Genomic DNA, 13337 nt, shown 5'->3' with positions numbered 1-13337 from the left:
TTAATGGTTTATTTTTATACGGAAAAAGCGAATCCCGTAAAGAGGACAACGCCCAGAGATTATCATTGAGCATCTGTATATTTGAATATTTGAATATTTGATTCCATTAACACTCCTAGAGAACATATTATTCTAACCAATTGCATTTGGTTATTGATACCCATTTTTCCATAAATGATATTGCGTTGACTCTTTACAGTATTGATCGAAACACCATTTTTAATAGCGATATGGCCAAGCTTCTCACCATTGCCCAAATGGGTTGCGACACTTGCCTCCCGAGAGGTTAAATCGAAAAGTGCACATAGTAGGGATTCACTTCGAATATCTCTAAAGGGATCGCGTAAAATTAACACCGCTTCATTATCACGTAATTCATTGGCATTAGCTGCAACAATACGAGCCACGTAAAATCGCTCTTGATCTCGTTGTATTTTCATTAACTCTGTTGTAGGTTGGGGTGTGGAAAAAATATCCACCAATAATTTTTTTAACTGAACATCACTGTAGCTATCATGTAGTTTTAAATTATTATTATGCAGTGACATACCATCGCATCTATTGAGGATTCCATATCCTTCAGCGTTAGCCTGAATGAGTCGGCGAGTCTTTGATAAATAGAATATTGCAGTTGCCGAGTTATCGAATGCATTCAATATACTAAAATCAGTTGGAGCCTGGTCACATAATAAAAAATGTTCTTGAAGTGCCATCCGAAGAAGTGGAGATAATAGTGAGATAGAATGAGTGTCGGATTTTTTAAACTCGCCGCGATTAAGATCGCTTCGTAACACTAAAACTCCCCTATCACCTTGTTGAGAATAAAAGTTAACGAGCAAGGCATCTTTATATCCAAATGACATAAAATAAGATTTATGTATTTTACCCCATCGGGGATATTGATAGCATAAATCTGCCATAGTAAACCCCTCGTCCAATCCATATTTAATGGCTCTATCTGAGATAGGGTCTATATTGCATCGCTTATTAGCATAATAATCTGAGAAATTTTTATCGACACCAGTATGATAAGTAAAATCCATCGATTTTACTGAACTATTTATAGTCAAAGAAAGAGAACTGGATGAAACGCCAAACAAGGAGTTAATGTTATCAAGTACCCCTTGAACAGAACGTTTCGTATCTTTACCACTATAGAGTGGCCGTAAAGCCGAGAAAAACATATCACGCCAGTCCATATCAGACACCTGTTTTAGCTATTGATCCTTCGGTTTTTTTCAAAACATTATAGTTCGACAAGCATATTCCCTGATACTAACACTCAATCAATATATTTAATTTTTTTCTGCATTTGGGAAAGTCATTTGTTATTGCTCGCATCTGTAAAACCATGCTTGCGTGCGCTGAACGCAGCAACAAACGTAATGACTAATAGACCAACGACAAAGTATGGGAGTGATAACACCCCAAATTTATCAAGAAGTACTCCACCGAGCAGCCCTCCACCGCCAATCGCGATATTCCAGGTTGTTACCATCATTGATTGGGCAACATCGATAGCATCACCTGCAGTTTTAGCCAGTGCCGCCTGCAGAAGCGTGGGGGATCCCCCAAAAGCAAAACCCCAGGCAGCTATACAGATATAAACAGACCAATGCTGCCCAGTAAAAATCAGGGTAAAGATCGATAATGTAAACAGTATGATACTTGCTATCATTGACTTTCTAGGCCAGAGATCAACTGTGGCCCCGGCGCACAAGACTCCCGCCAATGCTGCCAAGCCGAAAACCAAGAGAACGAGGTCAAGACTACCAAGCCCTACGCGGGTGAAAAAAGATGCCACATAAGTGAAAAGTGTATTATGCGCCAGTATAAATGTGAGGGTTACAAACAATACAGCGGATACACCATTCATTTTAGCAACCTGGAGCAGAGAAAAACGTACCCGGTTTTTTTGACCCGGAGAATCAGGCACCGATACAATAACCCAAACAAACAGAACCGCCGTAAGTAAACTCATAATCATAAAATCTGAGCGCCAACCGATTAGTCCAGCAAAATATGAACCAGCAGGAACCCCAATAGTCAGGGCTAACGGCGTACCTAGCATCGCGATTGCAATCGCACGACCGGCGAGATTTGGGGGCGACATGCGAATGGCAAAGCCAGCAGCCAGAGACCATACTAATCCAGCGAAAACCCCACCCAAAAAGCGTGCTATTAGCGTCAGGAGGTAACTGTGAGAAAGTGCGGTGATGGTATTAACTATCGCAAATCCAACGATGGCTATTAATAATAAAGGCTTGCGTCGCATCCCCTGGGTTAAAGCAATCAACGGAATTGCGCTGACCAACGATCCTGCCGCATAGACCGTTACTAATTGCCCTGCATAACTAGCCGATACCCCAAGATCCTGACTAATCCAGAGCAATAACCCAGCTGGCATGGCCTCCGTTAGCATTGTAATGAAGCATGCCATAGACAAAGCTAATAAACCAAACAACGGTAACTGATTCTTTGAAAGCTCGCCCCCCTCAGGGAACTTTGGCACATGAGATGATGTAGAGAAATTATCCATTGTTGTAACACTCCCTATTTTAAATAGCATTAAATAAAGTAAAGGAAAATCTGATAACTCGCAATACTTTCACTCTGGTTAATACGGCCTACACATAAAATCAGTGTAATTTGATATGCTGAAATTTTTTCTTTTGATGAATGATACGTAAAGCGTCGTTTAGATATAATCAATATTGATCATTTTTTTTTCACCAACATCACCCCATGGGGTGATGTTGGTGAATAGATATTTGTATTAGCGTAACACTTAACACTAAAGAACAACTCTGGCTACTTGATAGCACTAGGCTTCCTTGCCATAACTAGGTCGCCAGGTTGATATTGATATAAGGAGGCTTCTTTGAATCAGAAATTCATTGAATTTATGCGTAAGAAAGGTGATGACAAATGCATTATTCTGGACGAACAACACTTCTCTTACCAGGATGTCGTTGAAGGTATGCAACAATGGACATCCGTATTTTCTAGCAACGGTATCATGTCTGGATCGGTCGTAGCTATAGAAGGGGCCTACTCCCTAGATATGGTAACGGCGATGCTTTCACTACTTTCTCGTGGAGCGATTGTCATTCCAATCGCCCCAACGTCTCGAGGAAAAAGATCAGACTATTATGATATTGCACAGGTTGAGTGGACAGTATTTATTGACGCAACGATGCATCCAGTAACCTGCAGTTTAGAACGTCGTAGAATGGATCAGACCGAGTTTGTCGCATCACATCCCCTCTATAAGCAAATTACAGAGAGCGAACATGCGGGTTTAGTTCTGTTTAGCTCGGGAACAACAGGCCGTCCCAAAGCATCTTTACTTGACGTGCACAAGATATTCACTCGCTATTCCAACAGCAAGAAGGCGCAAGTCATTCTAGCCTTCCTGAGTCTGGATCACATTGGCGGTATCAATACTCTATTGCACACTCTGTCAACTGGGGGCGTCCTTGTTACAGTCTCGGAGCGAAATGCACGAACGGTTTTCGAAGCGATACAAAACCATCGAGTACAGGTACTTCCTACAACTCCAACCTTCCTGAATATGATCTTGCTTTCCGACGTTTGTGAAAAATTTGATACCAGCTCCTTGGAGCTTATCACATACGGCACTGAGCCAATGCCAGACGCTAGACAGCATAAAAATGGCTTTGCCTCATGTGCGCTTAAAACAGACATATGGCCTGACTGAGTTAGGTATAGTCCCAACTAAGTCAAGGGAGAACGGATCGCTATGGATGAAACTTGGCGGAAGTGGTTTCGATTATAAGATCATAGACAATATTCTATGGATAAAATCTAATATGGCGATGCTAGGATACCTCAATGCTGACTCACCTATCGATTCAAATGGCTATTTCAATACACAAGACGTGGTTCGCATTGATGGGGACTATGTTCAGATACTTGGTCGTGACTCAGAGATTATCAATGTTGGGGGTGAAAAAGTATATCCAAATGAAGTTGAGAATATTCTTCTGACGATGCCAAATGTCGCAGCTGTTCGTGTTAGTGGATATCCAAGCCATATCACTGGAAATGTCATACTTGCCACTTTTAAACTGGTAGAAGATGAAGATATTGAGTCACTTAAAGATCGCGTAAGCAAGTATTGCAGAACACGGTTGGATCCTTTTAAAATTCCAATTGTGATCGAAATCACACAATCAACCCTTCATTCGGAACGCTTCAAAATGATCCGTTCAGGAGAGATTTTATGAGCGAGGTTCCGGCACAAGTTGCGATTGTAAGCGGTGGCAGCCGCGGTCTTGGCAGAGCTATCGTAGAAAATTTGATTTCGGAAGGATGGACAGTAGCGACATTCAGTCGACACCATAACGAGTTCATTGAAAAATACCAGAAAACATATCCTGGGCAATTTTATTGGCATGAACTTGATATAATTAATCATGGAAAATTGTCCCTGTTTGTCGAATCCGTGGTCGTTCATTTTGGTGCAATACATCTTCTTATCAACAATGGAGCGATACTCCACCAAGGACTTTTTTTAAGTATCCCCATTGAAATAATTGATGAAATAGTCAACATCAATTTGCTAGGCCCAATTAAACTCACCAGGGCTTGTGTTCGTATAATGGCCCAACAGAAGGTGTGCGGCAATATTATCAATATATCTTCCGTTGGAGCGATCAGGGGTTATCGAGGAACCGCAGTTTATTCCGCGACCAAGGCTGGTCTGGATGGGTTCATGCGGAGTTTGGCACGAGAGTTAGGCCCTCTAAATATCCGTGTTAACTCTATTGTACCTGGTCTTTTCGACTCTGTACTTTCTGCTAATGTCTCAGATATCAATCGCAATAAGATTACGAAGCGTACACCTCTAGGAAAATATGCAGATCTTGTCGATATACTAGGCACAGTGTCCTTTCTCATATCGCCTCTTAGCAAGTTTATTACTGGTCAGTCAATCATCGTAGATGGAGGTCTCACATGTTAACGCAAAATGAAATAAATGAAATAATTCTCAATAAAATATCATGTTTAATGTCACTCGATGTAGATAATATAGATGTTTTCTCCGCATTTGATCAGATTGGACTTGATTCATTAAGCTTGGCAATGCTGTTAATAGAACTAGAGAAAATTTTTAAACACGACCCTTTCAGTGAAGGTAAAACCTTATTATCTGACATAAAAAATATAAAAGATATCATTAATATTTATGTAAAAAATCAAACTTTGCTATCGAGGTAGGTTATGTCATCAATTCAAACGTTCTCATCGATCGACGAAATTCTTGGCCCTTCGGAGAATAGGTTTTTTTCCTCTGGATATAGACGTTCCGAACATCATATTTCCAATCTGGTTTTACGTGCAAATACAGAAGAAAAACAGCACTGCCTTGAAGCAGTTGTTTCACTTTCCTACCCTCGCGATTGGTCAGTCAAAAATATTGGGATGGATGTGACACCACATCTAAGCACTATAGATATGCTAGTTATCGCAATACAGATGATTGAGACTCACCTAACATGCTGTTTCGATCTCAGCCAGACTGAACTACAAAAAATTCATATTGGCGAGATTGCTATCCATGCAGGGACGAAGCCACAGGAGAATTTGAATGATATACCTATTACTGCCACGCTGCGGCGCAGTGAACCAAAACATAATGATCCTTATCGATTCATATCGACCTATGAATGTCGAGTTGGACTTATGCGAGCGGTATGTCAGGTTGAGCATCCGCCATCAGGGAGTAAAAAGCCAAAAGAACTGAGATATCGCAGTATTGATGATGCTGTTGAAAACATGCAGAACCGCTATTATACCACTGGGTATAAAAAGCAAAAACATATCCTTTCAAATATTATTTTAGATCTTACTAATTTAACCGCAAATGCCGATGTAGAAGTTCTAGCCAATGGTGATGATGCTTATATCACATTACCTCAGGCAGCTAGTTACATTGATGTATTTGTAACATGCGCACAATTAGCCCAGACGCTTTTATATTCCCTTGATGGGCTTACACGCAATGAAACTTCGACGCTTTGGATGATCAGGTCGCACTTTTCCGAAGGGTCCGAAAGTGTTAATCATGAAATGAAATCGAAAGCGTTTATTTCAGAAAGTAAAATAATAGAGTTAAATGGAAGAAAATGGCGTAACGCAAATATCATAGGGACGCTTGGCAATAAAGACGTTCGGATAACATTCGCACATGCTTTACCTTCAGCATTTTACTGAGCGGAAATTAAAATGGATAGAACTATGAAAATTGGAATATCAGGCACTTACTCATCTGGAAAAACTTTAACTGCGATGGTTCTGGCCTATTATACAGGTATACCTCGTCTTCTTTCAAAAGCAATCAGGGAAATAATGCCTAGGCTGATGCCGGGGAAACGCCTTGCAGATGTATCACCTGAAGAATTTCTGCATTTAATGATTGCTCGTCATATTGGTCGAGTGGAATATGAACTTAGGCAAGGTTCCAGCTACATTTCGGATGGTTCTTCATTACAGGAATTTATTTATGGCGAAGCCCGGCTAGTGTATGGAATTAATCCATCGATTGGTGCTGAAGATAATAACCAATACGCGGCCGATATTCCATTTTTTGCGCGGACCCTGACGGAGGTTGGCCGTTCTCTAAAATCTCATGTCGCCAAGACATATGACATATTTTTTCATCTCAAACATGAACTGCCTCTTACTAATGATGGTCATCGCCCGATGAATACCGACTTCCGAGATTTAGTTGATAGACGTTTGTTGGAAATACTGAATGAAATTAAAGTTCCATATTTAGTAGTAAGTGGGAGTGTCGAACAAAGGGTTACACAGATCTGCGAGCATATGAATCTGATGCCTGTGATGTCTATATCCGAAGCGATTGAACGTGCCAGACTAGACTACACAGGACAGGACCTTCGCCTTGAAGATGAGCGCTCCAAGATACGAGTATGATAGATAATGGTTTACGTTATCTGCCTTATAGAAATTCGGTATTTGATTATAAAAGGACTCAGGAATGACCCCCTCCAAAATGGCGAGAAGATCTATAGATTCAGTAGGCCAATTTTCATCCGTTGATGTGACCCGTGATCCGCAATGGTTTATCGACTTTATGGATAACGCTAATTGCCTACCTGAGCACGAATTAATAAATCGGCGGCTTGCTGAAGTGATGGAACCTTTGGACTGTAAGCGTATCCTTGAATTAGGATGTGGTACTGGTAATGATGTTCGCCGCTTAATGACGCTTTACCCAGAAATAACCGAGGTTGTGGGTGTCGATTTAAGCGAAGCAATGATTGCAGAGGCGAATAATAGAATAGGAGATGACTCTCGCATTCGCTATGAGCAAGGAGATGGAAAACGGCTTGCTTTTGCCGATAACACCTTCGACTGTGCCAGAGCAAAGTTAGTGTTAATGCATTGCGAAAACATTGATGCGACGTTAACTGAACTTATTCGTGTTGTAAAACCAAATGGAAAGATTGCGGTTTTCGATCACGACTTCGATGGACTTTTGATCGACCATTATAATCAGCCACTTACTCGACTTATAGTGGAGAGATTTTCAAATAAAGCCAAGAACAATTGGAGTGGCCGCCAGTTGTTCCGCAGATTCTTGCAACATAGGCTTGTTAATGTGGCTGTTGAAGCCATCAGTGTCAACCTCACATTCGAGTTACTTCGATCCATGTTTTTAGGACAGGATGATATAAGTGAACTTGCTAGTGAGGAACAAGTGTGGTGGGAAGAGTTGGCGTGCAGCCAAGAAAGAGGCCATTTTTTTGCATCATTTCCTGGTTTTCTAGCCGTTGGAACAAAGTGAGGTTCTGCTGTTTTAACCAACTAGCCCAGTCAGTTACTTATGTAAATGACTGGGCTGAAACTGGAAACGACAGGTAGATATTATTTTGCTGAAGCTAACACTTCGCTGACGATCTCGACCGCTTCATGCTCGATCTTTTCACGGTGCTCGGCACCCAGGAAGCTTTCGCAGTAGATCTTGTAAGCCTCTTCGGTACCCGAAGGACGAGCGGCAAACCAGCCGTTGTCGGTCATCACTTTCAGGCCGCCGATAGATGCGCCGTTACCCGGAGCTGCAGTCAGACGCGCGGTGATAGGATCGCCCGCCAGAGTGCTGGCCTTGACCATTTCCGGAGACAGCTTGGACAACGCCGCTTTCTGTGCGGAGGTTGCCGGAGCCTGGATACGGTTGTAGCTTGGCGCACCGAAGCGTTTGGCCAGATCGTTATAGTGATGCTGCGGGTTTTCACCGGTGACCGCGGTGATCTCGGCCGCCAGCAGGCACATGATGATGCCGTCTTTATCGGTAGACCAAGGCGTACCGTCAAAGCGCAGGAACGAAGCCCCGGCGCTCTCTTCGCCGCCGAAGCCGAAGCTACCGTCGAACAGGCCATCAACAAACCATTTGAAACCGACCGGCACTTCCACCAGCTTGCGGCCCAAATCGGCCACTACGCGGTCAATCATCGCGCTGGAAACCAGCGTCTTACCGACGGCAACGTTGGCACCCCATTGCGGGCGATGCTGGAACAGGTAATTGATGGCAACGGCCAGGTAGTGGTTCGGGTTCATCAGGCCCGCAGGCGTGACGATACCGTGGCGGTCATAGTCCGGATCGTTGGCAAACGCCAGATCGAACTTGTCGCGCAGGGCCAGCAGGCCAGCCATTGCCGATTCGGACGAACAGTCCATGCGGATGATGCCGTCATGGTCGAGGTGCATAAAGCGGAAGGTCTGATCGATGGAGTCATTCACCAACGTCAGATCCAGCTTATAGTGCTCGGCAATGCGCTGCCAGTAGGCAATGCCGGAACCGCCAAGCGGGTCGACGCCCAGCTTCAGGCCCGCACGCTGAATGGCTGGCATATCGACAATGTCCACCAGCCCTGCCACGTAAGGCTGCACCAGATCCTGCGCATGCAGATGGCCGCCAGTCCAGGCTTTATCCAGCGATTGACGCTGCACGCCCTGCAGCTTGAGGCTCAGCAGTTCGTTGGCACGCTTTTCAATCACGGAGGTCAGGTTGGTATCGGCTGGGCCACCGTTTGGCGGGTTATATTTGATGCCGCCGTCTTCAGGTGGGTTATGCGAAGGCGTAATCACGATGCCGTCTGCCTGCGCGCCCCCTTTACGGTTGAAGCACAAGATAGCATGTGACACGGCAGGGGTTGGCGTAAAGCCGTTGTTTTCCTGCACCACCACGTCAACGCCGTTGGCGGTCAGCACTTCCAGCACGGAAATAAAGGCGGGTTCGGACAGCGCATGGGTGTCTTTGCCCACGTAGCAAGGGCCAGTGGTGCCCTGTTGACGACGCACTTCGGCAATGGCCTGAGCGATCGCCAGGATATGCGCTTCGTTAAAACTCTGACGAAGCGCGCTGCCGCGGTGCCCTGAGGTACCAAATTTCACCGCGTGTGCAGCATTACCGGCCTCGGGTTGCAGTACATAATACTGCGACGTCAGCTGGGCTACGTTGATCAAATCACTTTGCTGAGCGGGTTGCCCGGCACGTGGGTCATTAGCCATCGACTACTCCCTAAAATGCCAGTACTGTGGCCGGGCAATGAGTCGCTTACGGCCACCGTAACGGGCTGTTCGCTAAATTAGACGGTGCCGCAAACTTTCTCGATCAGTTCCGCAGGGAACTGCATGGCCTGCATGATGTGTTCGATCATGCTGCGTTTGCGGCCGGTGTTGGTATTGGTGATCACCCAGTAAGGCGTACCTGGCACATGCTTGGGCTTGGTATGCGTTCCGTTGGCCAGCAGCGTTTGCTGATCGCCAGCAAAATAGGTACGGGTACGGCCATGCAACGAATCCGTTGCCGCGGCAAAGCCCGCCGCATCGAGGGTGTACAAGGTGGAAAGTACCAGCATAAAACGATTTACAGCTTTGCTCTGTTCGGCATATTCGTCCGACAGCAGCAGCTCGCGCACCGCACGCACGCGATCGCGCGGACGCTGTGCTGCAACAGCAGCCGCTGACGGCTCTGCCTGGCCACTGGCAACCACAGGGGCCGTGCGCACAGGCTGGCCTGCGGTAAACTTCAACATACGCCGTAAAATATCAGACGCACTTTCACCGATATGTTGCGTGTGGCTGGCAATATAGCGGTAAAGTTCTTCGTCGACTTCAATAGTTTTCATCTTTATCCAGTACGTTTTTTCTACTTATGAACCTGAAGCCAATTGGTGCATTCAAGCCATGGGATTATAAGGTTAAAAGCGCGGGCGCGAACACTACAATGTTCTCCCAAACGGCAAAAGCAGACTTTAGCCAATCGCCTTGGCCGCCAACCCCTCACCATACCATGAAATATCGGCAAAATTCTGCGAACCAACCAATAATCTCTCTGGTCATGTTAACCTAACTCATTATCTCAAGATCATGAACTTCACCATGAAATTACATTATCAATTACTGGCCGCAGAGGCTGCCACGCCAGCGAACCTACCGATCGTGCTGATCCACGGCCTGTTTGGCAATCTGGATAACCTGGGCGTACTGGCGCGCGACCTGAACCAACAGCATACGGTGATCAAGGTTGATCTGCGCAATCACGGGCTGTCACCACGCGCAGCGGAGATGACCTACCCGGCGATGGCGCAGGATCTGTTGACGTTGTTAGACGACTTGCAAATCGAGCGAGCCATCGTGATCGGCCACTCAATGGGCGGCAAAGCAGCAATGGCATTGACCGCGCTAGCCCCGGAGCGAATTGAACGGCTGGTGGCGATCGATATCGCCCCGGTGGATTACGACACTCGCCGCCATGACCAGATCTTTACCGCACTGCAGGCCGTCACCGATGCGGGTATCACCCAGCGTCAGCAGGCTGCACAGCTCATGCGAGCCACGCTGCATGAAGAAGGCGTGATCCAGTTTCTGCTGAAATCTTTCCATGCTGGCAGTTGGCGGTTCAACCTGCCGGTGCTGATCGAGCAATATGAGAACATTATCGGCTGGCAAGAGGTTCCACCCTGGCCGCACCCGACGCTGTTTATCCGTGGTGGCCTCTCGCCTTACGTGCAGGATAGCTACCGCGATGACATCGCCCGCCAGTTCCCGCAGGCACGCGCCTATGTGGTTGCAGGTTCCGGCCACTGGGTCCATGCGGAGAAGCCGGACGCTGTATTACGGGCAATCCACCGCTTTATTGACCAGCCCTGAGCCCAAGTGGCGAAAAAACGCGCTAGAGAGAATAGCTTAGCGCGTTTGTAGCTAAGTTAGGCATTGTCGTCGCTCCATCTGCTGGGGTAATATGGCGCGCTATAATTTTGCCACCCTGTCCAGGTGTGAAGCTGCGCTTGGCTGGGGGTGAATTTGGGTTAGGGTTTATTGGCCCGAATTGTGTAAATCGAACCGTCTGGAAGCGTAAACCGCTTTTTGATGCAAACTCCCTTGCAGTAGCGCAACAATGGCAAAAGAACAAACGGATCGCACGACGCTGGATCTGTTCGCAGATGAACGCCGTCCAGGGCGCCCGAAAACCAACCCGCTTTCCCGTGATGAACAGCTTAGAATTAATAAGCGTAATCAGCTACGACGGGACAAAGTGCGTGGATTACGGCGTGTAGAGCTGAAAATCAACGCAGACGCGGTAGATGCTCTCAACAAACTGGCCGACCAGCGCAATATCAGCCGCAGCGAATTGATCGAACAAATGCTGTTGGCCCAACTGGCAGAAGAACAGCCAGAACACTGATCTCTGCCGCCGCACGCGCGGCACGGCGTTAAGGATGACGCCAGATCGGTTCCACCTCCGCAGAGGCATCGCATAAACGCGATAAAACCTCAGGGCAAATTTCTGGCATGATACGCATTTACGGCTGAGCAAGCCTGCCCTTGGCAGCGCCTCAGGCCGCGTTTACGCAACACATTCATTTGAATTAAAAGGTTATCTTTACTATGGCTCATGTAGGCATTTTCTTTGGCAGCGACACTGGCAATACCGAAAACATTGCCAAGATGATCCAAAAGACGCTTCAGCAAAAATTCGGCAACGACGTGGCAGAAATCCACGACATCGCCAAAAGCAGCAAAGAAGATCTGGCAGCGTTTGATATCCTGCTGCTCGGTATCCCAACCTGGTACTATGGCGAAGCCCAGTGCGACTGGGATGATTTCTTCCCGACGCTGGAAGACATCGACTTTAACGGCAAGCTGGTGGCGCTGTTTGGCTGTGGCGATCAGGAAGACTACGCGGAATATTTCTGCGATGCGATGGGCACCATCCGCGACATCATTGAACCACGCGGTGCGGCCATCGTCGGCCACTGGCCAACCAAAGGCTACCATTTTGAAGCCTCCAAGGGTCTGGCTGATGATGATCACTTTGTCGGGCTGGCCATTGACGAAGATCGTCAACCTGAGCTGACCAACGAACGTGTAGACGCCTGGGTCAAGCAAATCAGTGAAGAGCTGAGCCTGGCCGAGATCGTCGGCTAAACCTCTGCCTCGGCGGATACGTAGCACATAGTAAGGGCGCCGTAGAGCGCGCCCTTCTGTTATCGGCATCACGGATTAGAGCAATAGAAGCTACAAGTTTGTAACTTCCTACCTCGCCACGGTAGACTGAGATATCGGTTTATCCCATCCATCAAAGCTTTGCATGATTACCCTGTAAACGTGCAAAGATAGGTTTGTTAACAACCGGCGGTTTCTATTTGCAGCAACCGGTTCTATAATGAGACGCAATTAACGCTTTGTGCCAACCGATGCCATAGGCGAGAACGCCTCAACTTGATTAGCATAGTAACAGGACTGAATCCGCATGACTGATAACAACTCCGCATTGAAGAAGGCTGGCTTAAAAGTCACTCTTCCGCGACTCAAAATCCTGGAAGTCTTGCAGGATCCGGCATGCCATCACGTCAGTGCGGAAGATCTGTACAAAAAACTGATAGATATGGGTGAAGAAATTGGCCTGGCCACGGTATACCGTGTGCTGAACCAGTTTGACGACGCAGGTATTGTGACCCGCCACAATTTTGAAGGTGGCAAGTCGGTTTTCGAACTGACTCAGCAGCACCACCACGATCACCTGATTTGCCTGGACTGCGGCAAAGTGATCGAGTTCAGCGACGAATCCATCGAAGTGCGTCAGCGCGATATCGCCAAGCAACACGGTATCAAGCTCACCAACCACAGCCTGTACCTGTACGGCCACTGTGAAACCGGTGATTGCCGCGAGAACGAAACGCTGCACAACAAGAACTGATCCTGGCCCGCCAGAACGCGAAAACCGCCTACACGGCGGTTTTTTTATGCCTAAATGACAGATAAAAAAATCCCCGGACAGG

Annotated in this window: 15 protein-coding genes; 11 read left to right on the top strand and 4 right to left on the bottom strand. The window is 46.7% G+C overall.

Annotated elements, in window-relative coordinates:
• Window positions 1–62: 62 nt before the first annotated feature.
• Both KGP26_RS08045 and KGP26_RS08040 read right to left on the bottom strand, forming a co-directional pair.
• On the bottom strand, window positions 63–1199 hold the full coding sequence (locus tag KGP26_RS08045; RefSeq protein WP_218519690.1) for a LuxR C-terminal-related transcriptional regulator: 1137 nt from the start codon (window positions 1197–1199) through the stop codon (window positions 63–65).
• Between the two features lie 122 nt (window positions 1200–1321).
• Window positions 1322–2539 (bottom strand): MFS transporter, encoded by a 1218-nt coding sequence (locus tag KGP26_RS08040; RefSeq protein ID WP_235784797.1) that lies wholly within the window; start codon window positions 2537–2539, stop codon window positions 1322–1324.
• 342 nt (window positions 2540–2881) lie between these two features.
• On the opposite strand from KGP26_RS08040, the gene KGP26_RS08035 reads away from it, so the two are divergent.
• The 7 genes from KGP26_RS08035 (at window position 2882) to KGP26_RS08005 (ending at window position 7837) form a co-directional block, all read left to right on the top strand.
• Window positions 2882–3721 (top strand): AMP-binding protein, encoded by an 840-nt coding sequence (locus tag KGP26_RS08035; RefSeq protein WP_223665261.1) that lies wholly within the window; start codon window positions 2882–2884, stop codon window positions 3719–3721.
• Between the two features lie 46 nt (window positions 3722–3767).
• Window positions 3768–4250 (top strand): hypothetical protein, encoded by a 483-nt coding sequence (locus KGP26_RS08030; RefSeq protein ID WP_223665260.1) that lies wholly within the window; start codon window positions 3768–3770, stop codon window positions 4248–4250.
• Entirely contained in the window at window positions 4247–4987 is a 741-nt protein-coding gene (locus tag KGP26_RS08025; RefSeq protein ID WP_223665259.1) for an SDR family NAD(P)-dependent oxidoreductase, read from the top strand. The genes KGP26_RS08030 and KGP26_RS08025 overlap by 4 nt, the downstream gene beginning before the upstream one ends.
• Complete coding sequence (locus KGP26_RS08020; protein ID WP_094982668.1) at window positions 4981–5244, top strand: hypothetical protein; 264 nt, start codon at window positions 4981–4983, stop codon at window positions 5242–5244. The genes KGP26_RS08025 and KGP26_RS08020 overlap by 7 nt, the downstream gene beginning before the upstream one ends.
• A 3-nt stretch (window positions 5245–5247) precedes the next feature.
• A complete protein-coding gene (locus KGP26_RS08015; RefSeq protein WP_094982667.1) occupies window positions 5248–6240 on the top strand; it encodes an AvrD family protein in 993 nt (330 codons plus the stop codon).
• A 24-nt stretch (window positions 6241–6264) separates the two neighbouring features.
• Window positions 6265–6963: an AAA family ATPase gene (locus KGP26_RS08010; protein ID WP_094982666.1), complete on the top strand. Its 699-nt coding sequence runs from the start codon at window positions 6265–6267 to the stop codon at window positions 6961–6963.
• Window positions 6964–7027: 64 nt separating this feature from the next.
• Window positions 7028–7837, top strand: a complete 810-nt coding sequence (locus tag KGP26_RS08005; RefSeq protein ID WP_094982665.1) for a methyltransferase domain-containing protein — start codon at window positions 7028–7030, stop codon at window positions 7835–7837.
• An 80-nt stretch (window positions 7838–7917) separates the two neighbouring features.
• On the opposite strand, the gene pgm is transcribed toward KGP26_RS08005, so the two are convergent.
• A complete protein-coding gene (gene pgm, locus KGP26_RS08000) occupies window positions 7918–9561 on the bottom strand; it encodes a phosphoglucomutase (alpha-D-glucose-1,6-bisphosphate-dependent) (protein ID WP_071682262.1) in 1644 nt (547 codons plus the stop codon).
• Window positions 9562–9638: 77 nt separating this feature from the next.
• Window positions 9639–10181, bottom strand: coding sequence for a replication initiation negative regulator SeqA (gene seqA, locus KGP26_RS07995; protein ID WP_021805296.1), 543 nt, complete (start codon window positions 10179–10181; stop codon window positions 9639–9641).
• A gap of 241 nt (window positions 10182–10422) precedes the next feature.
• On the opposite strand from seqA, the gene ybfF reads away from it, so the two are divergent.
• The 4 genes from ybfF (at window position 10423) to fur (ending at window position 13255) form a co-directional block, all read left to right on the top strand.
• Window positions 10423–11205: an esterase gene (gene ybfF / locus KGP26_RS07990; RefSeq protein ID WP_179248205.1), complete on the top strand. Its 783-nt coding sequence runs from the start codon at window positions 10423–10425 to the stop codon at window positions 11203–11205.
• Window positions 11206–11452: 247 nt separating this feature from the next.
• Entirely contained in the window at window positions 11453–11740 is a 288-nt protein-coding gene (gene ybfE / locus KGP26_RS07985; protein WP_021805298.1) for a LexA regulated protein, read from the top strand.
• A 203-nt stretch (window positions 11741–11943) separates the two neighbouring features.
• On the top strand, window positions 11944–12483 hold the full coding sequence (fldA, locus tag KGP26_RS07980) for a flavodoxin FldA (RefSeq protein ID WP_021805299.1): 540 nt from the start codon (window positions 11944–11946) through the stop codon (window positions 12481–12483).
• A gap of 325 nt (window positions 12484–12808) precedes the next feature.
• Complete coding sequence (fur, locus tag KGP26_RS07975; protein ID WP_021805300.1) at window positions 12809–13255, top strand: ferric iron uptake transcriptional regulator; 447 nt, start codon at window positions 12809–12811, stop codon at window positions 13253–13255.
• Window positions 13256–13337 lie beyond the last annotated feature (82 nt).

It is taken from the genome of Serratia sp. JSRIV002, assembly GCF_019968725.1.
GTDB lineage: Bacteria > Pseudomonadota > Gammaproteobacteria > Enterobacterales > Enterobacteriaceae > Chania > Chania fonticola_B.
This window is presented reverse-complemented; position numbering and strand designations above follow the sequence as displayed.

What these genes read in the sequence shown, in the direction of transcription:
- KGP26_RS08045 (WP_218519690.1), bottom strand. Translation starts at nt 1,199, where the DNA reads ATGGACTGGCGTGATATGTTTTTCTCGGCTTTACGGCCACTCTATAGT.
- KGP26_RS08040 (WP_235784797.1), bottom strand. Translation starts at nt 2,539, where the DNA reads ATGGATAATTTCTCTACATCATCTCATGTGCCAAAGTTCCCTGAGGGG.
- KGP26_RS08030 (WP_223665260.1), top strand. Translation starts at nt 3,768, where the DNA reads ATGAAACTTGGCGGAAGTGGTTTCGATTATAAGATCATAGACAATATT.
- KGP26_RS08025 (WP_223665259.1), top strand. Translation starts at nt 4,247, where the DNA reads ATGAGCGAGGTTCCGGCACAAGTTGCGATTGTAAGCGGTGGCAGCCGC.
- KGP26_RS08020 (WP_094982668.1), top strand. Translation starts at nt 4,981, where the DNA reads ATGTTAACGCAAAATGAAATAAATGAAATAATTCTCAATAAAATATCA.
- KGP26_RS08015 (WP_094982667.1), top strand. Translation starts at nt 5,248, where the DNA reads ATGTCATCAATTCAAACGTTCTCATCGATCGACGAAATTCTTGGCCCT.
- KGP26_RS08010 (WP_094982666.1), top strand. Translation starts at nt 6,265, where the DNA reads ATGAAAATTGGAATATCAGGCACTTACTCATCTGGAAAAACTTTAACT.
- KGP26_RS08005 (WP_094982665.1), top strand. Translation starts at nt 7,028, where the DNA reads ATGACCCCCTCCAAAATGGCGAGAAGATCTATAGATTCAGTAGGCCAA.
- pgm (WP_071682262.1), bottom strand. Translation starts at nt 9,561, where the DNA reads ATGGCTAATGACCCACGTGCCGGGCAACCCGCTCAGCAAAGTGATTTG.
- seqA (WP_021805296.1), bottom strand. Translation starts at nt 10,181, where the DNA reads ATGAAAACTATTGAAGTCGACGAAGAACTTTACCGCTATATTGCCAGC.
- ybfF (WP_179248205.1), top strand. Translation starts at nt 10,423, where the DNA reads ATGAACTTCACCATGAAATTACATTATCAATTACTGGCCGCAGAGGCT.
- ybfE (WP_021805298.1), top strand. Translation starts at nt 11,453, where the DNA reads ATGGCAAAAGAACAAACGGATCGCACGACGCTGGATCTGTTCGCAGAT.
- fldA (WP_021805299.1), top strand. Translation starts at nt 11,944, where the DNA reads ATGGCTCATGTAGGCATTTTCTTTGGCAGCGACACTGGCAATACCGAA.
- fur (WP_021805300.1), top strand. Translation starts at nt 12,809, where the DNA reads ATGACTGATAACAACTCCGCATTGAAGAAGGCTGGCTTAAAAGTCACT.